The following is a 21,859-nucleotide window of genomic DNA, read 5'->3' as shown; positions in this document are numbered from 1 at the left end:
AGGTTGGTTTTGACCCGGTCGAGGTTGGTTTTGACCCGGTCGAGGTTGGTTTTGACCCGGTCGAGGTTGGTTTTGACCCGGTCGAGGTTGGTTTTGACCCGGTCGAGGTTGGTTTTGACCCGGTCGAGGTTGGTTTTGACCCGGTCGAGGTTGGTTTTGACCCGGTCGAGGTTGATGCAGGCGCGAAGAGGGGAGAGACCTATCTCACTCCAAGACGCCAGGGGACAAAAGAACGTAGCTTGTCGTTCTTTTGTCCCACCCCGCCATTCTTTTGTGCGAGACACGGCCCGCCGCCTGCGCTATAGTACAGCCAGCCAACCAAGCCAAGTGGAGACGCGACGATGCGAGATCCCGGCCACACGATCATGCTCATCGAGCAGGACGAGGCGACGCGCGAGCTGTACCGCCGAGCGATCAGCCAGGAGTACGCCGTGGTCGCCTGCGAGGATGATCGGCAGGCCCGCGAGCTGCTGTGCGGCCAGCCCATCCACGCCATCATCCTGGAGCCGGTGTGGGCCGACGGCGGCGGCTGGGATCTGCTGGCGGCCATCCGCCGCGCCGCGCCGCGCCCGCCTGTCATCCTGTGCAGCACGCTCGACGAGCGCAGGCGCGGCCTGGCCCTGGGCGCGAGCGCCTACCTGATCAAGCCCGTGCTGCCCGCCGACCTGCTCGCTGCTGTCCGCCGTGTTCTGGCCGCCGAGGTGAACCAATGACGCACACCCAAGAGGCTACGCCGCCCCGCCCGCCCAGCGCCGACGATGTGGTGCTCGACATCCGCAGCCTGAAGACCTACTTCTACCTGGACAGCGGCACCGTGCGCGCTGTGGACGGCGTGGACCTGACGCTGCGGCGCGACCAGACCCTGGGGCTGGTAGGCGAGAGCGGCTGCGGCAAGAGCATCATGGCCATGTCGGTGATGCGCCTGCTCAAGTCGCCGCCCGGCAAGATCGTGGGCGGCCAGATCCTCTACCGCCAGGATGGCCAGGCCCAGCCGGTGGACATCGCCAAGCTCAACCCGCAGGGCCAGCAGATGCGCCACATCCGCGGCGGCGAGATCGCCATGGTCTTTCAGGAGCCGATGACCTCGCTCAACCCGCTGTACACCATCGGCAGCCAGATCGCCGAGACCGTGCGCCTGCACCAGCGCGTGAGCCAGAAGGAGGCCCTAGGCCGCGCCCAGGAGATGCTGGAGAAGGTGCAGATCGCCGACGCCGCCCGCCGCCTGCATGAGCACCCGCACCAGCTCTCGGGCGGCATGCGCCAGCGCGTGATGATCGCCCTGGCGCTCTCGTGCAACCCCAAGGTGCTGCTGGCCGACGAGCCGACCACCGCGCTGGATGTGACTGTACAGGCCCAGATCGTGGACCTGATGCGCGAGCTGCAGCAGGATTTCCACTCGTCGATTGTGATGATCACCCACAATCTGGGCGTGGTCTCGCAGATGGCCGATGTGGTGGCGGTGATGTACCTGGGCAAGATCGTCGAGTACGCCGAGGTGCGCGAGCTGTTCCACCACCCGCTGCACCCCTACACCAGCGGCCTGCTCAGCTCGGTGCCCGTGCTGGGCAAGAAGGGCCGCAAGCAGCTGGTGCCCATCCGGGGCATGGTGCCCAGCCCCACCGAGATCATCCGAGGATGCCCGTTCGCGCCACGCTGCCCGCACGCGATGGCGCGCTGTCAGGAAGAAGCGCCGCCGCTGCGCGAGGTGGCCCCAGGCCACCAGGCGGCATGCTGGTTGAACTCCTAGCCCGTGCGCCATGGGTGCGCCCGCCGATGTTCGAGGAGGAACATGACTATGGACAACAGCAACCCGATCAGCCGACGCGAATTCCTCAAGCTGCTGAGCCTGGGCGCAGGCTCGGGGATCTTGGCCGCCTGTGCGGCGGCCCCGCCCGCCGAGCAGCCCGCAGCCACCACGGCGGCGGGCGGCAGCACGGCGGCCCCGGCGGCCAGCGCCGCGCCTGCGGCCAGCGCGGCCCCCGCCGCCACCGGCGGCATCCTCGACCCCATCCCCTACCCCGAGGGCCAGGTGATGGCGGGCAGCCGCACGCCCAAGCAGTTCAACCTGGACCAGATGGTGACCTACAAGAAGCTGGACAAGTACAGCGAGCCGGAGTACATCGCCAAGGCCGTGCAGGCGGGCCAGCTGCCCCCGGTCGAGCAGCGCCTGCCCGAGACGCCGCAGGTGATCCCCGCCGCCTTCTTCGCCGATGGCGTGGGCACCTACGGCGGCGTGATGCGCGACGTGTGGGCCTCGCCCACCGAGGGCTGGAACTGGGGCGCGGGCGTTAGCCAGGGCTACTTCGGCATCAACTCGATCGTGATCGAGGAGCTGGTGAAGACCGGCCCCATGTGGCTGCGCGGCGACAAGCTGGAGCCGGTGCCCAACCTCGCCAAGGAGTGGGCCTGGTCCGACGACGGCATGAGCCTGACTATGAGCCTGGTGAAGGGCATCCGCTGGTCGGATGGCGAGCCGTTCACCGCCGACGATGTGATGTTCACCTGGGAGGATCTCATCCTCGACGCCAATGTGGTGCGCGCGCCCAGCAAGCGCAGCAGCTGGCAGATCGACGGCAAGGACATCACGCTGGAGAAGGTCGACGACTACACGATCAAGTGGACCTTCCCGGTGGCCAAGCCCGCCTACAAGCTGTTCGACATGAACGAGAACTACTTCCTGATCGCGCCGGCCCACATCCACAAGCCGATGCACCCGAAGTATAACAAGGACACCGACTACCAGAAGTTCCAGGACGACCTGCCGCCCAACGCGCTGCCGGTGGTGACGCTGGGGCCGTGGGTGCCCGTGCAGTACAAGACCGACGAGCTGATGATCTTCCGCCGCAACCCCTACTACTGGAAGGTGGATGAGAGCGGCCAGCAGCTGCCCTATCTGAACGAGATCATCTTCGAGCACGCCTCCACCGGCGTCATCCGCACCAGCAAGGTGATGGCCAACGCCTGCGACCACACCAACGTGGAGAACCCATCCACCTACCGCGAGGTGGCCACCCGCGCCCAAGACCCCAACGCGCCGTTTCGGCTGGAGTGGGGGCCGGAGACGCTGGGCTTCTCGCTGCTGATCAACCAGTCGCTGAACTTCGGCACCACCGACGACCGCACCAAGGAGCTGCGCAAGCTGTTCCGCCAGCAGAAGTTCCGCCGCGCGCTCTCGCACGCCATCGACCGCGACGGCATCGCCAAGTCGGTGGCCGACGGCCCGTTCTTCCGCGCCTGGCCCGGCGGGCTGTACCCCGGCTCGCAGTTCTTCGACCGCGACTCGACGGTGTACTACCCCTACTCGGTGGCCAGCGCCAAGGCGCTGCTGGCCGAGATCGGCCTGAAGGACACCGATGGCAATGGCATCCTGCTGTGGCCCGACGGCCCGCTCAAGGGCCAGCCGATCGTGATCGGCCTGACGGCGGTGGAGGACGCCGAGGGCGCGCCGACCATCGCCCAGGCCCTGGTGACGCTGTTCAAGCAGATCGGCCTGCAGGTCAACTACCGCCAGATCCAGGGCAACGCCATGAACGAGCTGAACACCAGCGGCCAGTGGGATCTGCAGGTCTCGCGCGTGGGCCAGGAGTGGGGTGTGCCCAACGTGCGCCCGCGCGACATCGCGCCGCTGGCCCTGGAGACGCCGGTCTTCTCGCGCGCTGGCGAGGGCGTCGAGCGCCCGCTGCAGGATTTCGAGCAGCAGCTGGTGAGCATCGTGCAGCAGTTCGCCGCCGAGCCGGACAGCGCCAAGCAGAAGGATCTGATGAAGCAGTACCAGAGGATCCACACCGAGCAGGCCTACACCCTGGGCGTGGTGATCGGGCGGTACGCGCTGGGCATGACCAAGACGATCAAGAACGTGCCGGTGGGCGCGCCCGCCTTCCTCTACCAGTGGGACTACGATAACTTCCTGCCCGAGCAGTTCTGGATCGCGGCGGAGGACCAGTCGAAGGTGCCCGAGACGCAGGCGGATGTGATCCCGACCTACAGCTAGGCGTGGCAGGCGGCCCCTGGGTATGCGCCCAGGGGCCGCGCCCGCCAGCCGCGACCGGCGGAGGCAGCGATGTTCAAATTTATCATGGTGCGGCTTCTCTCGGCCATCCCGGTGCTGATCGGCATCAGCCTCGTCTCGTTTATCATCATCCAGCTGCCGCCCGGCGACTTCGCCAGCAGCTTCAAGACCAACCTGCTGAACAATGGTATCTCCGAGCAGGAGGCCGAGCGCCAGGCCGACGCGGTGCGCGCCGAGTACGGGCTGGACAAGCCGATCATGGTGCAGTACGTCAACTGGATGGGCAATATCATCACCAAGGGCGAGTTCGGCTACTCCTTCGCCTACAAGAAGGACGTGGGCGCGCTGATCGCCGAGCGCCTGCCGCGCACGCTGGCGCTGGCCCTGGCCTCGCACCTGATCTCCACGCTGGTGGGCGTGCTGATCGGCATCTACGCCGCCACGCGCCAGTACAGCCTGGGCGACAACTTGGCCACTGTGCTGGCCTTCCTAGGCACATCCATCCCGCGCTTCTTCCTAGCCCTGCTGATCATGTACTGGCTGGCCTTCAGCGTGGGGTCGCAGAACTTCACCAACTTCAACTCGCCGCAGTACGCGCTCGCGCCCTGGTCGTGGGGCAAGCTGGTGGACACGCTGGAGCACGTGTGGCCGGTGGTGGTGATCGCCGGGTTCGGCGGCGTGGCCCAGAACATGCGGGTGATGCGCGGCAACCTGCTGGACACCCTGAACATGCAGTACGTCACCACGGCGCGGGCCAAGGGCCTCTCCGAGGCGGCGGTGATCTACCGCCACGCCACGCCCAACGCCCTGCACCCGATTGTGATGTACCAGGGCACGGTGCTGCCCTACATGCTGGCCGGCGAGCTAGAGGCGGCGATTGTGCTGGGCCTGCCCACGCTGGCCCCCATGTTCTACGGCTCGCTGCTGAACCAGGATATCTACGTGTCGGGCGGCTTCCTGCTGATCTACGGCGTGCTGCTGGTGCTGGGCAACCTGCTCGCCGACATCTTCCTGTCGATGCTCGACCCGCGCATCCGGCTGAACTAGCGAAGGAGCAGTTATGGCCCGCGCCATCCAACCCACGGTTATGCCCCTGGCCATGCCCGCCGCCGAGGAGCGGCGCGAGAGCTACGGCGCGCTCGTGTGGCGCAAGTTCCGCAAGAGCAAGATCGCCATCGGCGGCGGCGTGCTGATCATGATGCTGGTGTTTATGGCGATCTTCGCCGACTTCCTCGCGGCCAGCGACCCGATCACGCCCAACATGCAGTTCGCCTACACCCGCCCGCAGCAGATCTACTTTATCGACTCGCACGGCCAGTTTCACATCCAGCCCTTCACCTTCGGCCAGAAGCAGGAGCTGGACCCGGCCACCTTTTTGCCGAGCTGGAAGACCGACTACAGCAAGCCCTACCCCATCCGCCTGTTTGTGCAGGGCTACGAGTACAAGCTGCTGGGCCTCATCCCCAGCCGCCTGCACCTCTACGGCGTGGATGAGGGCGGCACGATCTTCCTGCTGGGCACCGACAAGTTTGGCCGCGACATGCTGGGCCGCATCGCCATGGGCGCGCGTATCTCGCTCTCGCTCTCGGTGGTGGCCACGCTGATCATCATCGCCGTGGGCGCGACGGTGGGCATTATCTCGGGCTACTACGGCGGCTGGGCCGACAACCTGATCCAGCGCTTCATCGAGTTCTTGCAGAGCTTCCCGGCCCTGCCGCTGTGGATGGCGCTGGCCGCGATCATCCCGATCACGTGGGATCAGACGCTGATCTTTATCACCATGTCGGCGATCTTCGCGCTGCTGGGCTGGACCCAGCTGGCCCGCCAGATCCGCGGCAAGGTGCTGGCCCTGCGCGAGACCGACTTTATCCTGGCGGCCAAGGAGATGGGCGCGTCCGACGCGCGGATCATCTTCCGCCACCTGTTCCCGAACTGCCTGAGCCATATCATCGTGGTGCTGACGCTCACCATCCCGTCGATCATCCTCTCCGAGAGCTTCCTGAGCTTTCTGGGCATCGGCATCCAGGAGCCGCTGGTGAGCTGGGGTACTATGATGCGCGAGGCCCAGAGCCTGCAGACGCTGGGCAGCAACCCGTGGCTGATGTGGCCAGCGCTGTTTATTGTGCTGGCCGTGGTCGGCTTTAATTTCCTTGGCGACGGCCTGCGCGACGCGGTGGACCCCTACGCGGTCGACTAGCGGCGCGGGCGGCGCGCTTAGTTAGGTGAAGATGCTATGACTCCAGGTGACACCATCCAGCTGACGGTCGATCTCTCGCAGCCCACCGGCCCGCTGCGCCACGGCGCCTCCGGCGCGCTCTACGGCCTGGGCAACGCGGGCATCCCCAGTGCTCATGCCCTGGCCCCCATCCGCCCGCAGGTGGCGGCCCAGAAGCCCGAGGGCGGCCTGCAGCACCCCAACGGCGACGCGCTGGATGTGGCGGCCACCTTCCACGCGGCGGGCGGGCGCGAGATCGAGATCTACATGCAGGACATCTACGCCCGCTGGCCCTACGAGCAGCTCGGGCTGGATGACTACCTGGAGAAGGTCGGCCAGATCGTGCGCGGCGTGCTGGACAGCCCCCACCGCGCCATGTTCTCCTATGTGCCCTTCAACGAGCCGGACAATATCTGGTACAACGTTGAGGACCGCAGGCAGGCGCTGCTGGATGACTGGCGGGCGGTGTTCTGCCACATACGCCTGCTTGACCCCTATGCGAAAATCGTTGGGCCAAACTTTGCAAACTACCATAGCGCATTTTATCGCGAGTTCCTGGTGTTCTGCAAGGAAAACGACTGTCTGCCCAACGTGATCTCCTGGCACGAGCTGAACGACGGCTTTTTTAGCGGCTGGCGGCAGCGCTACGCTGAGTACCGCCAGTTCGAGCGCGAGCTGGGCATCGCGCCGCTGGAGATCTGCATCAACGAGTACGCGCGGATCACGGGCGACCTGGGCGTGCCCGGCAAGCTCATCCAGTGGGTCGCGCGCTTCGAGGAGAGCAAGGTGGACGCCTGCCTCGCCTACTGGACCGACGCAGGCTCGTTCGACAACCTGCTGGCCCGCGACAGCGCCACCCAGGCCACCGGCGGCTGGTGGCTCTACAAGTGGTACGGCGACATGGCGGGCACCACCGTGGCCGTGGCCGCCCCCGACCCCGACGCCGAGGGCCTGAGCGGCCTGGCCGCGCTGGACGCGGCGGGGCGGCGCGCGCGGGTGCTGCTGGGCGGTGCCGAGGGCGCGGCGGATGTGCTGGTGCGCGGCCTGGATGCCGCGCCCTGGCTGGGCCGCAGCGCCCGCGTGGCGGTGTGGGAGGCGGCGGACACCGGCCTCGCGCCCTCGCCAGGGCCTGCGCTGCTGCGCGAGGATGTGCTGCCGATCGAGGGCGGCGAGCTGCGCATCCCCATGGCGGGCATGCGCGCCACCAGCGCCTACCAGATCGTGCTGGCCCCCGGCGACGAGGAGATCGCGCCCCACGCGCCAGGGCGCTACCGCCCCGAGCGCGCGGGCGGCGGCTCATTCGTGGTGACGGCGGAGGACGACCGCACGCACCGCGTGGTGGTGCGCTACGAGGCCCCCACGGCCAGCGCCGCCCAGCTTCGGCTGAACGGCCAGCCGCTGGCCCGCCTGGAGCTGCCCGCCGCAGGCCGGGAGCGCTGGGCTGAGCTGGCGCTGGATGTGTTCCTGACCGCCGGGGTCAACCAGATCGAGCTGTCGGGCGAGGCCCCGCTGCACATCGCCTGGCTCGATCTGGCCCCCGCCGCGCCGCCCCAGCGCTACGAGGCCGAGGCCGAGACCAACATCCTGAGCGGCGGGGCCGAGCGTGCGGGCGACAGCTCGGCCTCGGGCGGGGCCTACGTGGGCGGCCTGGGCGGCGATGGCGCGCTGGAGTTCACCGGCGTGCAGGCCCCCGCCGAGGGGCTCTACCGCATGGCCGTGCGCTACGCCAACGCCGAGCACCGCGGCGCGCACGACTACAACGTGCAGGTGGTCGACCGCCCCGCCGAGATCCGCGTGAACGGCGGCGCGGCCCAGATCGTCCGCTTCCGCAACACCTTCGCGTGGGACTGCTACCGCACCCGCGTGGTGGATGTGTGGCTGCGGGCGGGCGAGAACCGCATCCGCTTCGGCGGCGGCGCGCCCGCGCCCCACATCGACAGCATCGCCATCGCGCCCGCCATCCGCCTGGGCGCGACGAACGAATAGGCACAGCCATGAGCACAGAACCGATCTTGGAGGTGCGCAACCTCAAGCAGTACTTCCCCATCCGCCAGGGCGTGATGCAGCGCCTGGTGGGCCAGGTCAAGGCCGTGGACGACGTGAGCTTCACGCTGCGCGAGCGCGAGGTGCTGGGGCTGGTGGGCGAGAGCGGCTGCGGCAAGACCACCACGGGCCGCGCCATCCTGCGGCTCTACGACCCGACCGACGGCCAGATCACGTTCCGCACCGAGGACGGCCAGCAGGTTGAGATCGCCCGCATCAGCCAGCGCGACATGAAGCCGCTGCGCCGCCAGATGCGCATGATCTTCCAGGATCCGTTCAGCTCGCTCGACCCGCGCATGACGGTGCGCGACCTGATCGCCGAGCCGCTGGTCATCCACCGCGTGGCCAGCGGCAGGCAGCTGGATGATATGGTGGCCCAGCAGATGCGCACCGTCGGCCTCAACCCCGACTACATGCAGCGCTACCCGCACCAGTTCTCCGGCGGGCAGCGCCAGCGCATCGGCCTGGCCCGCACCCTGGCGCTCAACCCGCGCCTGATCGTGGCCGACGAGCCGGTGTCGGCGCTGGATGTCTCCGTCCAGGCACAGGTGCTCAACCTGCTGCAGGAGCTGCGCGAGCGCCTGGGGCTGACCATGATCTTCATCGCCCACGATCTCTCGGTGGTGGAGCATATGTGCGACCGCATCGCCGTGATGTACGTGGGCAAGATCGTGGAGCTGGCCGAGTCCGAGACGCTGCTGCGCCGCCCGCTCCACCCCTACACCGAGGCGCTGATCTCGGCCATCCCGCCCGCCGACCCCGACATCCGCCAGAGCCGCATCAAGCTCCAGGGCGAGATCCCCAGCCCGGCCAGCCCGCCGCAGGGCTGCGTGTTCCACACCCGCTGCCGCTACGCCAAGGAGGTCTGCGGGCACCAGCCGCCGCCGCTGGTCGAGGTCGAGCCGGGGCATTTCTCCAGCTGCCACTTCGCCCGCGAGCTGCCGCTCCAGGGCATCGAGGTGCAGCCATGAGCAGCCGCACCCTGGCCATCGTGGCCTACCTGCTGAGCCTGCCGGGCGCGCTGGCCGTGCTGGCCGTGCGGCGGCAGGATGCCTTCGCCGCCTTCCACGCCCGCCAGTCGCTGGTGATCGCTGTGTGGGCGGCGGTCGCGCCGGTGCTGTGGGCCGTGGCCGCCTGGGCCTTGGCATGGGTGCCCACCGTCGGGGCGCTGCTGGGCGTGCTGCTGTTCGCCCTGCTGCTGGCCGCCTACGCCGCGCTGGCGCTGGCCTGGGTGCTGGGCATGGTCTACGCCGCCCAGGGCCGCGCCCGCTGCCTGCCGCTGCCCGGCGCGGCGGCCCGCTAGCTTGCTTTTCTCTGGTAGCACTCCTGCCGTTCGCATTTTCGCCTGGGAGGCCCCGCGCCTCCCCAACCTTGCCGATTCTCACGAAAGGACAGACCCCATGGCCCCCAAGATCACCTTCATCGGAGCGGGGAGCGTCGTGTTCACCCGCAACCTCTGCAGCGATATTCTGCTCACCCCCGCGCTCCAGGAGAGCACCATCTGCCTGATGGATCTCGACCCGGCCCGCCTGGCCCAGGCCCGCGACCTGGTGCAGGCCCTGATCGACGCGCGCGGCCTGAAGGCCAAGGTCGAGGCCACCACCGACCAGCGCGAGGCCGTGCGCGGCGCGGGCTACGTGGTCACCACCTTTCAGCAGGGCGGCCTGGAGGCCTACAAGCTCGACATCGAGATCCCGCAGCGCTACGGCGTGGAGCAGTGCGTGGGCGACACACTCGGCCCCGGCGGCGTGTTCCGCGCCCTGCGCACCATCCCTGTGCTCATCCAGCTGGGGCGCGATATGGACGAGCTGGCCCCCGACGCGCTGCTGCTCAACTACGTGAACCCCATGGCCGCCAACTGTTGGGCCTACGACCGCGCCACCGGCCGCCCGCACGTGGGGCTCTGCCACAGCGTGCAGGGCACCAGCGAGATGCTGGCCCGCTGGGCGGGCGCGCCCTACGGCGAGGTCAACTTTCGCTGCGCGGGCATCAACCACCAGGCCTTCTTCCTCAGCTTCCGGCGCGGCACCCAGGATCTCTACCCGCAGCTCTGGGAGGCCATCCAGGACTCTACGATCTACGGCGAGGAGCCGGTGCGCATCGACATGATGAAGCACTTCGGCTACTTCGTCACCGAGTCCAGCGGCCACGCCAGCGAGTACGTGCCCTACTTCCGCAAGAGCGCCGCCATGGTGAACGGCGAGCTGGTGCCGCGCTTCACCAGCAAGGGCGACTTCTGGTTCGACAACGGGCGCACCGGCGGCTACCTGCGCCACTGCATCGAGCGCCTAGATGAGGCCCAGCACGAGTTCGACGACCTGATCTCGGGCGCGAAGGCCCCGCCCGAGGAGCGCACCCACGAGTACGGCTCGTGGATCATCGAGGCGGTGGAGACCGACCGGCCCATCCGCATCAACGGCAACGTGCCTAACCGCGACCTCGTCCCCAATCTGCCTGCGGGCTGCTGCGTCGAGGTGCCCTGCCTGGTCGACCGCAACGGCATCCAGCCCACCCGCGTGGATGACTACCCGCCGCAGCTGGCCGCGCTCAACCGCACCAACATCAACGTGCAGGAGCTGATCGTCCACGCCGCGCTCACCGGCCAGATCGAGGCCGTGCACCACGCCGTGCTGCTCGACCCGCTCACCGCCGCCGTGGCCACCCTGCCCCAGATCCACGCCATGACCGACGAGCTGCTCAAGGCCCAGGCCCGCTGGCTCCCGCAGTTCCCTGCTCTCCGCTAGAGGCGTATAGGAGACCGATTTACCACGAAGACACGAAGGCACGAAGGGAGAACCGACAAGATTCACCACCAAGGCACCAAGACACCAAGGGAGAAAATCTTGGAGTCTTTGTAATAAAAAACCATCTTGGTGGTTCAAAAAAGACACGAAAACACCAAGAAAGCAGAATCTTGGAGTCTTGGCGATAAAAACCCTTCGCGTCTTCGCGCCTTCGTGGTTCAAAAACCTTAGTGGTAAAACCCCTTCGCGTCTTCGTGTCTTCGTGGTTCAAAAAACAGAGGTAACGACTATGGCAAAGATAGCCTTTCTTGGCGCGGGCAGCACCGTGTTCGCCCGCAACCTGCTCGGCGACATTTTTAGCTTCCCCGAGCTGGCCGACTCGACCATCAGCCTGTACGACATCGACGCCGCCCGCCTGCGCACATCCGAGGTGGTGGCGGGCAACATGGCCCGTGCCGCCGGTGGCCGCGCCACCATCCAGGCTACCCAAGATAGGCGGCGCGCCCTGGACGGGGCCGACTACGCCATCTGCATGATCCAGGTCGGCGGCTACCGCCCCAGCACCGTGGTCGACTTCGAGATCCCCAAGAAGTACGGCCTGCGCCAGACCATCGCCGACACCCTGGGCATCGGCGGGATCATGCGCGGCCTGCGCACCATCCCCGTGCTGCTCGACATGTGCCGCGACATGGAGGAGGTCTGCCCCGATGTGACCTTCCTGCAGTACGTGAACCCCATGGCCATGAACTGCTGGGCCATCGGTCGCGCCACCAAGATCCGCACCGTGGGCCTCTGCCACAGCGTGCAGAACACCGCCGAGGAGCTGTCGCGCGACATCGGCGTGCCGGTGGACGAGATCAACTACACCTGCGCGGGCATCAACCACATGGCCTTCTACCTGCGCTTCGAGCGCCAGGGCCAGGATCTCTACCCGCTCATCCGCCAGGTGGCCCAGGAGGGCCGCGCCCCCGACTGGAACCGCGTGCGCTACGAGATGCTCCAGCGCCTCGGCTACTTCGTCACCGAGTCCAGCGAGCACTTCAGCGAGTACGTGCCCTGGTTCATCAAGCGCGACCGCCCGGACCTGATCGACCGCTTCAACATCCCGCTGGATGAGTACCCCCGCCGCTGCGAGAACCAGCTGGCCGACTGGGAGGGCATGCGCGTCGCCCTAGAAGACCCCGACCCCGCCGCCATGGCCCGCTACGAGCAGGCCCGCCGCGAGCAGTGGCTGGCCCACCTGCAGGCCCACGACCCCCAGCGCGCCGAGCAGCTGCGCGCCGAGTGGGCCGCCGAGCAGGCCGAGGGCCACAAGCGCCACTCCGGCGAGTACGGCTCGCTGATCATCCACTCGATGGAGACCGGCCAGCCCCGCGTGGTCTACGGCAACGTGCCCAACGCGGGCCTGATCGACAACCTGCCCCAGGGCTGCTGCGTCGAGGTGCCCATCCTGGTTGACAAGAACGGCCTCCAGCCCACCCACGTGGGCGCGCTGCCGCCCCACCTGGCCGCCATGATGCAGACCAACGTCAACGTCCAGGGCCTCACGGTGGAGGCCGCGCTCACTGGCCAGCGCGAGCACATCTACCACGCCGCCATGCTCGATCCCCACACCGCCGCCGAGCTGAGCCTCGACCAGATCTGGTCGCTGGTGGATGACCTGATCGCCGCCCACGGCGACTGGCTGCCCGCCTACCGCTGATCGGTGCGTCTGCCATATGCCCGCCTGACGTTATCTGCAGCCAAACGTCAGGCGGGCATATGGCTTCGCAGCGGCTTCTTGGGTACGATCATGCCAATCGTGATCATACCCAAGGAGCTTTTGTCATGCCTTTGCGACATACCTTCCTGAGCGCCTGCGCCGCGCTGGGCGCTACGCTGCTGGCCCTGGTCGCCATGTGGCTGTTTGGTCCCAGCGCGCTGCGCGCCGCGCCCGCCCCCCAGGAAGCGGGGTGCGCCGCCGCATCCTGCGTCTACATCCCCATGATCTCGCGCCCTGTGCGCATCCAGCAGCTTGGTGCGATCCGCACCGGCGTCACCGCGCTGGATGTGCTGGGCGACCGCGTGTACTACGACGGCGATGGCACGCTACGTATTGCCGACATCAGCGACCCCGCCGCACCCGCCGAGGTCGGCACCCTCATCGGCGACAGGCAGGCGATCACCGAGATCCACGCCGTCGGCGCGCGGCTCTACACCAAGAGCGAATTTCGGCTCTCGGCCTGCTGCATCAGCACCACATTGGGGCTATGGGACATCGGCCAGCCCGATGTGGCCAGCCAGATCGGCGCTCTGCCCACGTACCAGGTCAACCGTATCGCGGTCGATGGCTCGCATCTTTACGCTATCAGCTTGTTCTGGGCTGGCCCGCAAAGCCCCGAGCTTGCAACCTATGTGATCAGCGACAGCGGGTATCTGAAGTCAGGCGAGGCGAAGTCTGGCGGCGGGTATTCGGTGGCGGCCTCCGCTGGCTATGCCTATGTCGGCGCTGCCGACGGCGTGGACATCTTCGATATCAGCGATAGCGCGCACCCGCAGCTGGTGGCCACCATCCCAGTCACCGAGAGCATCGTGGCGCTTGATGCCAAGCGGCTGTATGTGGTGAACGACAGCGGTCTCTCGATCTGGGATGTGAGCAGCCCTGCGGCCCCTGCCAAGCTGGGCGAGCTGGCAGGCATCCCGCGCGCCGCCGACGTTTTTGCCCAGGCGCGCCGCCTCTACCTCGCCCAGAGCGCGGCGGGCATTAGCCTGATCGACGTGGCCGACCCCGCCGCGCCGCAGCTGCTGGCCCGCTACGACACGCCGGGCACTGCCAACATCATCCGCGTGAGCGGCGACCGGATCGTGGTGGCCGACGGCGATGGCGGCCTGCGCATCCTGCGGGCCGAGTAGGGGTAGCGTGCCAGCAGCGGCTGTGGCTGGGTGGAAAACACCCCGAGCCACAGCCGCGCTTTGTGGGCTGAACTTTTTGTGGCTAGGAAGTTTTCGCACGCGTTCCATTTAACCCTTTGGGAAGCGAAGAAAACTTGCGTTGTGCCTAGCGGTGTGCTACGATACCCCCGAATAATAATGCTGCCCCTCCTCCCCAAAAGGGCCACGATCTCAATCGAAATGATCGCCTACGTCCCGCCCTGCCGCCAGCGCCCATGCGCCGAGCGTCTCTTTTCTGTGCTGGACAGCGAGCGCAGCGACGCCGAGCGGGCCACCGAGGATCGCGATGCGGCGCTGGATGCGCTGGAGGACTGGCTGGAGGACTTCGTCTCGGTGGCCAAGGTGGCGCTGCGCGATGACCGCCAGCTGCTAGAGGCCCTGGGCATCCGGGCCTAGCGCGTCGGGCCGCACGTGTTGTGCATCGCGGCAGGGCGGCGATGCACAACGCCGCCTTGGCACTGCTCATCCTGACGGTATTTGCAGCCAACCGTCAGCCTGGCGGTATGGCTTCGCAGCGTCTTCTTGGGTACGATCCGGCTAAATCGATCATACCTAAGGAGGCTGCTCATGTCTCTGCGAAATACCCTCCTGACCGCCCTGGCCTCGCTGGGCGCTACGCTGCTCATCCTGTCTGCGATCTGGCTGTTTGGCCCCGGCACGCTGCGCGCCGCGCCTGCCCCGCAGGATGCGGACTGCGGCAAGATCGCTTGCCTGTATGTGCCCTCGCCTACCACCACTCCGGTGGGGGGCAACAGCGCGAGGCCCTATACGATGACCATCACTCCGTATAATGGAGGCTACCACCCCACAACCTTCATTTACTTACCCATGGTCCTGGAGACCCGGCGCATCCAGGAGACGGGCGTGATCACTGGCCGCGTCACCGCGCTGGATGTGGTGGGCGACCGCGTCTACTACAATGGCGACGGAGCGCTGCGCATTGCCGACATCAGCGACCCCGCCGCCCCCGTGAATGTTGGCGCGGTCTCTGGCGACCCGCAGCTGATCGCTAGCATCAGCGAGATCCGCGCCCGCGATTCGCGGCTCTACACCAAGAGCGAGGCCGTCTACTCATCATGCTGCATCAGCACCACGCTGGGCCTGTGGGACATCAGCCAGCCCGACGCGGTCGGCCAGATCAGCGCCCTGCCCGCATTTCACCTGAGCCACATCTGGGTCGATGGCGCGCACCTCTACGCCACCAGCCTGCCAGCGCGCTCGATCCCCTATCCGCTGCTCAGCACCTTTGGGATCAGCGATAGGGCGTATGTGGCGGTAGGAACAGCAGGAGCGTGGAGCGGAAACTCGGTGGTGGCCTCGGGCTCCTATGCCTATGTGAGCGATAGTAGCAAGGTCAGCATTTTTGATGTGACCGATAGCGACCAGCCCCAGCTGGTCGGCACCATCCCAGTTTCGAATAGCATGCTCGCGCTGAACGGGTATCGGCTGTATGTGGTCGGCGATGGCGGTCTCTCGATCTGGTATGTGAGCAACCCCTTCGCCCCCGTCAAGCTCGGCAAGCTGGCGGGCGTGCTCCCCGCACACGACATGACGACCGTCGGGGGCACGCTGCTCTATCTGGCCCAGGGCGAGGCGGGCATCAGCGTGATCAATGTGGGCAACCCTACCGCGCCGCAGCTGCTGGGCAGCTACGACACGCCGGGCACTGCCAACATCATCCGCGTCAGCGGCGACCGGATCGTGGTGGCCGACGGCGACGGCGGCCTGCGCATCCTGCGGGCCAACTAGCGCCAGCCGCGCCACGCCGCAAACCACCTGTCGATGCCGCTGATCGTGGGCGGGCCTCGTGCCCACCCACGATCAGCGGCATCGTGTTGCGCCCGTGGTGCCGCAGTGCCGGGCATGTGCGGTTTGGCATCAATCCTGCAGTGCCGCTCTCGAAGCTCCACGCGCCAGAAGTGCGCATGGCTGTGAATCGCAGGCGAAGTGTGCAAAAGCACTACGATATGCGCTTTTGCGCGATAGGCCAATATGATGTGTCAAGATGAGGCGCAAATATTTCTACCGGCGTATCTTTTTGCTCTGATGACCATGCTATCTCAATATCCGCACATATAGATACTATTCTTAAGAGCGTGCACGATTAATTTACAGTGATAGAGCGTATATGAAATATCTGCATGGAAGCAAGATGTGGTATACTTTCGCAAGTTAGATATAGATATTCTAGCAGATAAATAACCGTGTGAAAGCACGCGCCTGCTGATGAAAAGCAGGTGCACCAGCATAAACAATGCCATTCTGCGCTATGGCAGCCGCAGAATCGTTGCTGTGAGCAGCCGCTACGAGACTCGGTACCGAGCTTAGGAGAAAACCCATGTCACATCAGCGTCTCCGCCGCCCGCGCCAGCAGCCCACATCCGCACAGCCGACCGCCGAGGCCCAGCAGCCCAGTGCGGCCCCTATATCGCTCGACCATAGCTTTGGGGCGGTGCCGCTGCATGGCCTGCCTATCCAGGCCAAGCTCACCGTGGGCGCAGCCGATGACCCCTACGAGCGCGAGGCCGACCGCGTGGCCGACCAAGTGATGGCCGCGCCCGACCGCGAGATCGAGGAGCAGGCGACCGCCGCGATCTCGCCGCTGGACGCGGGCGGGCTGCGCACCAGCCGCGAGGGCGCGGCGGGCAGCTTCGAGGCGGGCGCGGGCTTCGAGCAGCAGCTGGGCGCTGCGGGCGGCGGCAGCCCGCTGCCCGAGGCCACGCGGGCCTTCATGGAGCCGCGCTTTGGCGCCGACTTCTCGGGGGTGCGCATCCACACCGGCGGCGAGTCCGCCCAGCTCAACCGCCAGGTGAGCGCCCAGGCCTTCACCCACGGCTCGGACATCTACATGGGCGAGGGCCACACCGACATCGGCTCGGGCGCGGGGCAGCGCCTGCTGGCCCACGAGCTGACCCACGTGGTGCAGCAGACCGGCGGGGTGGCCCGCAAGCCCGTGGTGCAGCGCAAGCTCGGCGGCGCGCTGGCGCAGATAAATGAAGAGGGCTTACGCGTTCAGCTCGTCGCTAAAGGCATATCGATCCCGTTTAAAGATCGGCGCGCGCTTTTTGCGGCCGTGCAAAGCTCTGACCAGGACTTCACAAGCATCGACGACGTGCTGCGCGCCTTCCAAAACCAGTATGGCCTGCCCGCGTTCAGCGGCAGCGCCGAGGCCGCGCCGAGCGCGGAGGTTGAGGCGCAGCAGGCCCAGCCTGTTGAGGAGAAGCAGCCTGCGGAGAAGCAGCCCGAGGAGGAAAAACAGTCCGCCCCACCGCTGGCCGCCATCGCCAAGGCCAGCGAGGAGGCCCAGCAGGAGGTCCAGCAGGAGGTTGCTAAGCGCGCCCAGGAGAAACCCAAGCAGGCGGTGAGCGGGGATAAGGGGCCAGCCGAAGCTGAGCAATCCGCCCCAGAGGCACAGGGTGGCGGCGGGTTGATCATCAACTATGTGTGGTTTGGCAATAATAAGCTGGGGGCCCTGGAGAAGTTCAACATCTACTCCTGGCGCGCGCTCGGCCACACCGTCAATATCTACATCCAGCCCTTCGGTGCCAAAGCCCCTCACACCGTAGAGAGCTTGGGGCTGGAGGCGGGCGATGCAAACATCATCGATTTGAGCACTACCCTTGGGAATGACAACAGCGCCGAGGTGGGGACGCCGCAGGCGGAGTTGAAAGATGCGCGGTCGATCCTAAACAGGTGGCTTCATGCGGCACGACAAACCGAGAGCCCTAAGAGAGAACATATATACAACATGGTCGACCTTACAAAGTCGTATCTCGGCGGCACGCAGCAGGGTATCGTCTTGGACATGAAGGTGGGACCAAGCCCGCACCTGCAGGCCTATGCGGAGAGCTTTAATAAGAACTTTATCAGCTATTCTCGCGGTGGGAATACCGCAGGAGGGCTACCCGAGAACCAGAGCATTGGCACCATGCAGGAATCTGAGGAGCTGCGCTTGCTCTATGCCAAGGCCTTTAATGCGAAGATCCAGAGCGTTGCGAATGAAAACCATAACGATAAGTTGTTCGACAAGATAACGGGTTACCATGGTCAATCGCATAATGCTACGGGGCAAGCGCTTGATGTGGCCACGCAGGACCCATCGGGCAAGCCAGTGGGTGATAAATTCCCTGTGGGGGAGATTGGCCCGCAGAATCATGGCCCTTTCCGGGTCTTTAAAGCTGCTGGCGATCAGTCGAACAAAGCAGGCAGCATGCGAACTGATCCGAGGGCGGTCTTTAATCTCGCCGACGATGTGCTAAAACGGGAACTCATGAAAACAGAGGGCGCTAATAAGACCTTTATTGCGAAGGCGAAAGCGGCGCAGGGCAATCTTCCTCGCCCAAATCTTTGGTAAGCTCGCCACGGATCTTATAGTGAATACCGCTCTGGTTGATATAACCAGAGCGGTATTTATTGCTCAAGCCCGGTAGCCACGGGCTGCGGCCTACCCTGCTGCGCCGCGCCATCGCCAATATTTGAGCACACCCTCAGCTTAGCGGCTGCGACAATCGGTATATGCTATGAATGATGAGATATGATATCTTTTCTGAGGTAGGAGCAATATCATATACGAAAGTATGCCACCTTGCCCTGCTGTGGTATACTGCGCTGAAAGTGATGTGATCGGCAAGAACACACATAAAGCGCACGCATCTTCATGAAGGCGCGATCACACAACATGGGGCGATCGACGCACCGCAGGGGAGAAACCATGCCACACCAGCGCACCCGCCGCGCGCCCGCCACGCCCGCGCCCGCCGAGCCGTCCGCCCAGGGCCAGCCGCCCGCCACGGCCCCCGTGTCGCTGAACCATCGCTTTGGGGCGCTGCCGCTGCACGGCCTGCCCATCCAGGCCAAGCTGGCCGTGGGCGCAGCCGACAGCCCCCACGAGCGCGAGGCCGACCGCGTGGCCGAGCAGGTGATGGCCGCGCCCAATGCCGAAGCCCCCGCCGCAGCCACGCCCCAGGCGGGCGGGGTCATCCAGCGCAAGTTCCCCACCGCCGAGGCTGCGCCCAAGCACTACGACCAAGACCCCACCGCCCACCCCGAGTACGGGCTGTACGCCGGGCTGATGGCCTCGCTGGGCTTCCCGGGCGGCCTGATCGACCAGTCATGGTCGCTGCTGCTGCAGGGCTTCCGCGAGCAGGATCACATCCAGCACCAGCTGGAGCAGCTGGAGCACGGCGAGGGCGTGGTGCTGGAGCAGAGCCAGCGCAACATCATCCGCAACGATAACCAGTGCTTTCAGCAGGTCGCCAACCTGATGGCCGACTACCTGTCGGTGGGTGATGCCCCGCTGGCGCTGTGGTCGGGTGGGCTGGCGCTCAGCCCCTACGCCCACCAGCGCGGCTTCACCCCGCTGGAGGAGACGCCGCTGGGCAAGGTGGCCGACCAGATCGAGTTTCACCGCGACTGGGTGCTGCAGGCCCCGCTCTGGAACATCCTCTCGACGGTGTTTGTGCGCCAGCAGCCGCCCGCCGTGCATGTCTTCCTGCGCACCTTCGAGGCCGACGCGGTGCTGTTCCGCCAGGAGGTGCCGATCATCCGCGAGATCTTCCCTTCTATGCCGATCTACTGGCACGCGATCTACACGCTGGAGGACGGCACGATGATGGAGATCAACGGCAACATGGCGCTGGAGGAGACCTGGCAGGGCTTCACCGACCAGGACGAGTGTGTGCGGGCGCTGCTGAAGTTCTACGTGGAGAACCCCAACAAGGCCACCGAGCGCGGGCTGGGCACGATCTTGGAGAATCTGCCGCCGCAGCAGTCCGACGCGGTCTAGCACCCGGCGGCCCCAGTGCCCCCGCCTAGCGGTTGCGCCCCAAGCTCCGGGGCGCGACCGCTTTTTGCCTGGCGCGCTCGATCGCGTGCAGGCCGGTCTGCAGGTCGGGGTAGGTGGGGATGTGGGCGATGTCGATGCCCAGGCCCACGATTGTCTGGGCTAGCTCGGGGCGCAGGCCCACCAGGGCCACGCGCGCGCCTAGCAGCCGGGCCGCGTCGGCGGAGCGGATGAGCATGGCCGCCACCTGGGTGTCGATCAGCGGCACGCCGGTGACATCCAGCAGCACGTGGCGGGCGCGGCGCTGCTCCACCACGCCCAGCAGCACCTCCAGGATGTCGGCGGCGCGGGCGTCGTCGATCACGCCGATCAGCGGCATGGCCAGCACCCCGTCGGAGATCGGCACCACCGGCGAGCTGAGGCCGCGCACCGTGCCGATCAGCTGCTCGCGCTCGGCCAGGGCCTGGCGCAGCTCGGCGGTGCGCTCGGCCACGCGGTGCTCTAGGGTGTGCTGGTGCTCGATCAGCTGGGCGCTGCTGGAGCGCAGGCTGGCCAGCATGGAGCGGAAGGCCTGCTGGAGCTGGCCGATCTCGTTGTCCTTGCCCTCGGCGATGTAGGGGTCGAGGTTGCCCGCGCCCACCTGGCCCGCCGCCGCAGCCAGCTGGCCGATGGGCTGGGTGATCTCGCGGCGGATGAGCACCGTGATGGTCAGGCCCATCAGGCAGAGCAGCGCGAACAGGCCGACGGCCAGCACGATGGTGCGCTGGGTGGCCTGCGCCGACAGCTCCTCGGCGTAGCGCACCGAGACGCCGGTCAGCTCGCTCGACCGGTCCTCGATCGCCTCGGTGGTGCGCTCGAAGGTGTCCATCTGGGCGAAGAGTGTGCGCAGCTGGTCGTTATCGTTCATCTCGGCGGCGGCCAGCACGTTTTTCACCAGCGGCTCCAGCTGGGCGTACATCTCCTGGCGCTGCCGCTGGAGCGCCAGCTGGTCGGCGTGGTCGGGGGCGCTGGCCGCGCCGGGGTGGTCGTTGGCCAGCTGCTCCAGCTCGGCCAGCATGTCCTTGGTGCTGCGCAGCGCATCCAGCGTCTCCTGGCGGTCCGCCGACTTCCTGGCCCGCCCGAACGACTCGGACTCGGCGATGGTGCGAAAGACCACGGCGTTGAACAGGCTGCTGTCCATAGCCTGCCGGACCACGTGGGAGGAGAGGTAGCTGACCGAGCTGTTGATGCTGATCAGGTTCCAGGCGATCGAGGCGAAGGCGATCGCGATAATACCAAGCGCGATCACCCCGCCGATGGTGACTCTCGTGGTCAGCCGCTGATTGTGTGCTTGCATAGGTCCGGTCTTCTAGCTGGTGGAGCGATGCTGGTACAGACATGGTCCAGCATCGCCTGTGACATCTTACAGGGAGAAGCGCAACAAAGAGCCACGCACACGGTTGTGCTGGCTCGATCTGGTGCTTCCTAGCTCCTCTACGTATGCCCCCTACTATACCATATGTGGGCGGGTGCCTTTGGCGGCGGCGCGGGGTGCGGTCTGCTCCCCCTGGCCTGGGATCGCAGTGGAGTCTTGGGCATTGCGGTAGATGTGTCGATCTGGGCTGAGGCGTGCAAGATCTATGGCGGATGCCTCATGATCGGAGCGTGAGCGCGTGCTCTAGCGCCGCGATGCTCTGGGCTGGCGTCTGCCCGGCAGTATCGATCTGGATGTGCGTGGTATCCCATTCTTCAAACTGGCGCTGGGTGACATCGTCCCAGGTGGGCAGCGGGAAGCCTTCGATATCTGCGGCGCGCGTTTCGACACGCCTGCGGTGCTCATCCAGATCAGAGCAGATGATCTCGATCTCGACATATGGCGCATCGGCCTGGGCGGCGACCGCGCGCCATGCGTCGCGGGTGATCTGCAGGGGGTTGACCGTGTCGGCCACGACAGGCAGCCCAATTCTGAGGTTGTCGCCTGCCACCCGGTAGGCGATCATGTAGCCCTCGGGGCCATGGATCACCACCCCGGCGTCGCGGAGCGCCTGCTCGATGGTGTCTACGCGCAGGTATGCGGCGTTCAGCCGCTGGGCCAGCTGCCGGGCGAGCGTTGATTTTCCGGCCCCTGGCAGGCCAGCGAAGATGTAGAGCATAGG

The 21,859-nt window shown here is 66.3% G+C and carries 18 protein-coding genes (1 of these 18 only partly in view); 15 read left to right on the top strand and 3 right to left on the bottom strand.

From position 1 onward, the window contains the following. Nucleotides 1-284, bottom strand: the 5' portion of a protein-coding gene (locus F8S13_02360; protein ID KAB8145941.1) for a hypothetical protein. It extends 250 nt beyond the left edge of the window; only the first 284 of its 534 coding nucleotides appear in the window; its start codon is at nt 282-284; the stop codon falls past the left edge of the window. Between the two features lie 57 nt (nt 285-341). On the opposite strand from F8S13_02360, the gene F8S13_02355 reads away from it, so the two are divergent. The 15 genes from F8S13_02355 to F8S13_02285 all read left to right on the top strand — a co-directional run bounded on the left by F8S13_02355 (nt 342) and on the right by F8S13_02285 (nt 19,727). Next, nucleotides 342-713, top strand: a complete 372-nt coding sequence (locus tag F8S13_02355) for a response regulator (GenBank protein ID KAB8145940.1) — start codon at nt 342-344, stop codon at nt 711-713. Beyond that, nucleotides 710-1,747, top strand: coding sequence for an ABC transporter ATP-binding protein (locus F8S13_02350; GenBank protein KAB8145939.1), 1,038 nt, complete (start codon nt 710-712; stop codon nt 1,745-1,747). The genes F8S13_02355 and F8S13_02350 overlap by 4 nt, the downstream gene beginning before the upstream one ends. A gap of 42 nt (nt 1,748-1,789) precedes the next feature. Beyond that, nucleotides 1,790-3,991: a twin-arginine translocation signal domain-containing protein gene (locus F8S13_02345; GenBank protein ID KAB8145938.1), complete on the top strand. Its 2,202-nt coding sequence runs from the start codon at nt 1,790-1,792 to the stop codon at nt 3,989-3,991. Between the two features lie 69 nt (nt 3,992-4,060). After that, a complete protein-coding gene (locus tag F8S13_02340) occupies nt 4,061-5,056 on the top strand; it encodes an ABC transporter permease (protein KAB8145937.1) in 996 nt (331 codons plus the stop codon). 40 nt (nt 5,057-5,096) lie between these two features. Further along, the gene (locus tag F8S13_02335; GenBank protein KAB8146089.1) at nt 5,097-6,206 is read left to right on the top strand and encodes an ABC transporter permease; all 1,110 of its coding nucleotides are present in this window, start codon (nt 5,097-5,099) and stop codon (nt 6,204-6,206) included. A gap of 36 nt (nt 6,207-6,242) precedes the next feature. Continuing rightward, nucleotides 6,243-8,210: a dockerin gene (locus F8S13_02330; GenBank protein KAB8145936.1), complete on the top strand. Its 1,968-nt coding sequence runs from the start codon at nt 6,243-6,245 to the stop codon at nt 8,208-8,210. A gap of 8 nt (nt 8,211-8,218) precedes the next feature. Further along, the gene (locus F8S13_02325) at nt 8,219-9,238 is read left to right on the top strand and encodes an ABC transporter ATP-binding protein (protein ID KAB8145935.1); all 1,020 of its coding nucleotides are present in this window, start codon (nt 8,219-8,221) and stop codon (nt 9,236-9,238) included. Continuing rightward, nucleotides 9,235-9,570 carry a hypothetical protein gene (locus tag F8S13_02320; protein ID KAB8145934.1) on the top strand — a complete coding sequence of 112 codons (336 nt, stop codon included), beginning with the start codon at nt 9,235-9,237 and terminating at the stop codon, nt 9,568-9,570. Before F8S13_02325 ends, F8S13_02320 begins: the two co-directional genes overlap by 4 nt. Before the next feature lie 97 nt (nt 9,571-9,667). Continuing rightward, a complete protein-coding gene (locus F8S13_02315; protein KAB8145933.1) occupies nt 9,668-11,011 on the top strand; it encodes an alpha-glucosidase/alpha-galactosidase in 1,344 nt (447 codons plus the stop codon). 289 nt (nt 11,012-11,300) lie between these two features. Then, nucleotides 11,301-12,713, top strand: coding sequence for an alpha-glucosidase/alpha-galactosidase (locus tag F8S13_02310; GenBank protein ID KAB8145932.1), 1,413 nt, complete (start codon nt 11,301-11,303; stop codon nt 12,711-12,713). A gap of 59 nt (nt 12,714-12,772) precedes the next feature. Beyond that, complete coding sequence (locus tag F8S13_02305) at nt 12,773-13,903, top strand: hypothetical protein (protein ID KAB8145931.1); 1,131 nt, start codon at nt 12,773-12,775, stop codon at nt 13,901-13,903. A gap of 219 nt (nt 13,904-14,122) precedes the next feature. Next, a complete protein-coding gene (locus tag F8S13_02300) occupies nt 14,123-14,338 on the top strand; it encodes a hypothetical protein (protein KAB8145930.1) in 216 nt (71 codons plus the stop codon). Between the two features lie 171 nt (nt 14,339-14,509). Next, on the top strand, nt 14,510-15,691 hold the full coding sequence (locus tag F8S13_02295; GenBank protein KAB8145929.1) for a hypothetical protein: 1,182 nt from the start codon (nt 14,510-14,512) through the stop codon (nt 15,689-15,691). 589 nt (nt 15,692-16,280) lie between these two features. Next, nucleotides 16,281-18,296: a DUF4157 domain-containing protein gene (locus tag F8S13_02290; GenBank protein KAB8145928.1), complete on the top strand. Its 2,016-nt coding sequence runs from the start codon at nt 16,281-16,283 to the stop codon at nt 18,294-18,296. A 357-nt stretch (nt 18,297-18,653) separates the two neighbouring features. After that, nucleotides 18,654-19,727: a hypothetical protein gene (locus F8S13_02285; GenBank protein ID KAB8145927.1), complete on the top strand. Its 1,074-nt coding sequence runs from the start codon at nt 18,654-18,656 to the stop codon at nt 19,725-19,727. Between the two features lie 25 nt (nt 19,728-19,752). Here the strand turns inward: F8S13_02285 and F8S13_02280 are convergent, their stop codons facing one another. Then, nucleotides 19,753-21,060 carry a HAMP domain-containing protein gene (locus F8S13_02280; GenBank protein KAB8145926.1) on the bottom strand — a complete coding sequence of 436 codons (1,308 nt, stop codon included), beginning with the start codon at nt 21,058-21,060 and terminating at the stop codon, nt 19,753-19,755. 295 nt (nt 21,061-21,355) lie between these two features. After that, a complete protein-coding gene (locus F8S13_02275; protein KAB8145925.1) occupies nt 21,356-21,856 on the bottom strand; it encodes an AAA family ATPase in 501 nt (166 codons plus the stop codon). Between the last annotated feature and the right edge of the window lie 3 nt (nt 21,857-21,859).

It is taken from the genome of Chloroflexia bacterium SDU3-3 (assembly GCA_009268125.1).
Lineage (GTDB): Bacteria > Chloroflexota > Chloroflexia > Chloroflexales > Roseiflexaceae > SDU3-3.
The sequence above is the reverse complement of the archived record's forward strand: the minus strand, read 5'-3'. Positions and strand labels throughout refer to the sequence as shown.

Excerpts from the sequence above, each read along its gene's own strand:
- F8S13_02355 (KAB8145940.1), top strand. The coding sequence starts at position 342 with ATGCGAGATCCCGGCCACACGATCATGCTCATCGAGCAGGACGAGGCG.
- F8S13_02350 (KAB8145939.1), top strand. The coding sequence starts at position 710 with ATGACGCACACCCAAGAGGCTACGCCGCCCCGCCCGCCCAGCGCCGAC.
- F8S13_02345 (KAB8145938.1), top strand. The coding sequence starts at position 1,790 with ATGACTATGGACAACAGCAACCCGATCAGCCGACGCGAATTCCTCAAG.
- F8S13_02340 (KAB8145937.1), top strand. The coding sequence starts at position 4,061 with ATGTTCAAATTTATCATGGTGCGGCTTCTCTCGGCCATCCCGGTGCTG.
- F8S13_02335 (KAB8146089.1), top strand. The coding sequence starts at position 5,097 with ATGCCCCTGGCCATGCCCGCCGCCGAGGAGCGGCGCGAGAGCTACGGC.
- F8S13_02330 (KAB8145936.1), top strand. The coding sequence starts at position 6,243 with ATGACTCCAGGTGACACCATCCAGCTGACGGTCGATCTCTCGCAGCCC.
- F8S13_02325 (KAB8145935.1), top strand. The coding sequence starts at position 8,219 with ATGAGCACAGAACCGATCTTGGAGGTGCGCAACCTCAAGCAGTACTTC.
- F8S13_02320 (KAB8145934.1), top strand. The coding sequence starts at position 9,235 with ATGAGCAGCCGCACCCTGGCCATCGTGGCCTACCTGCTGAGCCTGCCG.
- F8S13_02315 (KAB8145933.1), top strand. The coding sequence starts at position 9,668 with ATGGCCCCCAAGATCACCTTCATCGGAGCGGGGAGCGTCGTGTTCACC.
- F8S13_02310 (KAB8145932.1), top strand. The coding sequence starts at position 11,301 with ATGGCAAAGATAGCCTTTCTTGGCGCGGGCAGCACCGTGTTCGCCCGC.
- F8S13_02305 (KAB8145931.1), top strand. The coding sequence starts at position 12,773 with ATGGCTTCGCAGCGGCTTCTTGGGTACGATCATGCCAATCGTGATCAT.
- F8S13_02300 (KAB8145930.1), top strand. The coding sequence starts at position 14,123 with ATGATCGCCTACGTCCCGCCCTGCCGCCAGCGCCCATGCGCCGAGCGT.
- F8S13_02295 (KAB8145929.1), top strand. The coding sequence starts at position 14,510 with ATGTCTCTGCGAAATACCCTCCTGACCGCCCTGGCCTCGCTGGGCGCT.
- F8S13_02290 (KAB8145928.1), top strand. The coding sequence starts at position 16,281 with ATGTCACATCAGCGTCTCCGCCGCCCGCGCCAGCAGCCCACATCCGCA.
- F8S13_02285 (KAB8145927.1), top strand. The coding sequence starts at position 18,654 with ATGCCACACCAGCGCACCCGCCGCGCGCCCGCCACGCCCGCGCCCGCC.
- F8S13_02280 (KAB8145926.1), bottom strand. The coding sequence starts at position 21,060 with ATGCAAGCACACAATCAGCGGCTGACCACGAGAGTCACCATCGGCGGG.
- F8S13_02275 (KAB8145925.1), bottom strand. The coding sequence starts at position 21,856 with ATGCTCTACATCTTCGCTGGCCTGCCAGGGGCCGGAAAATCAACGCTC.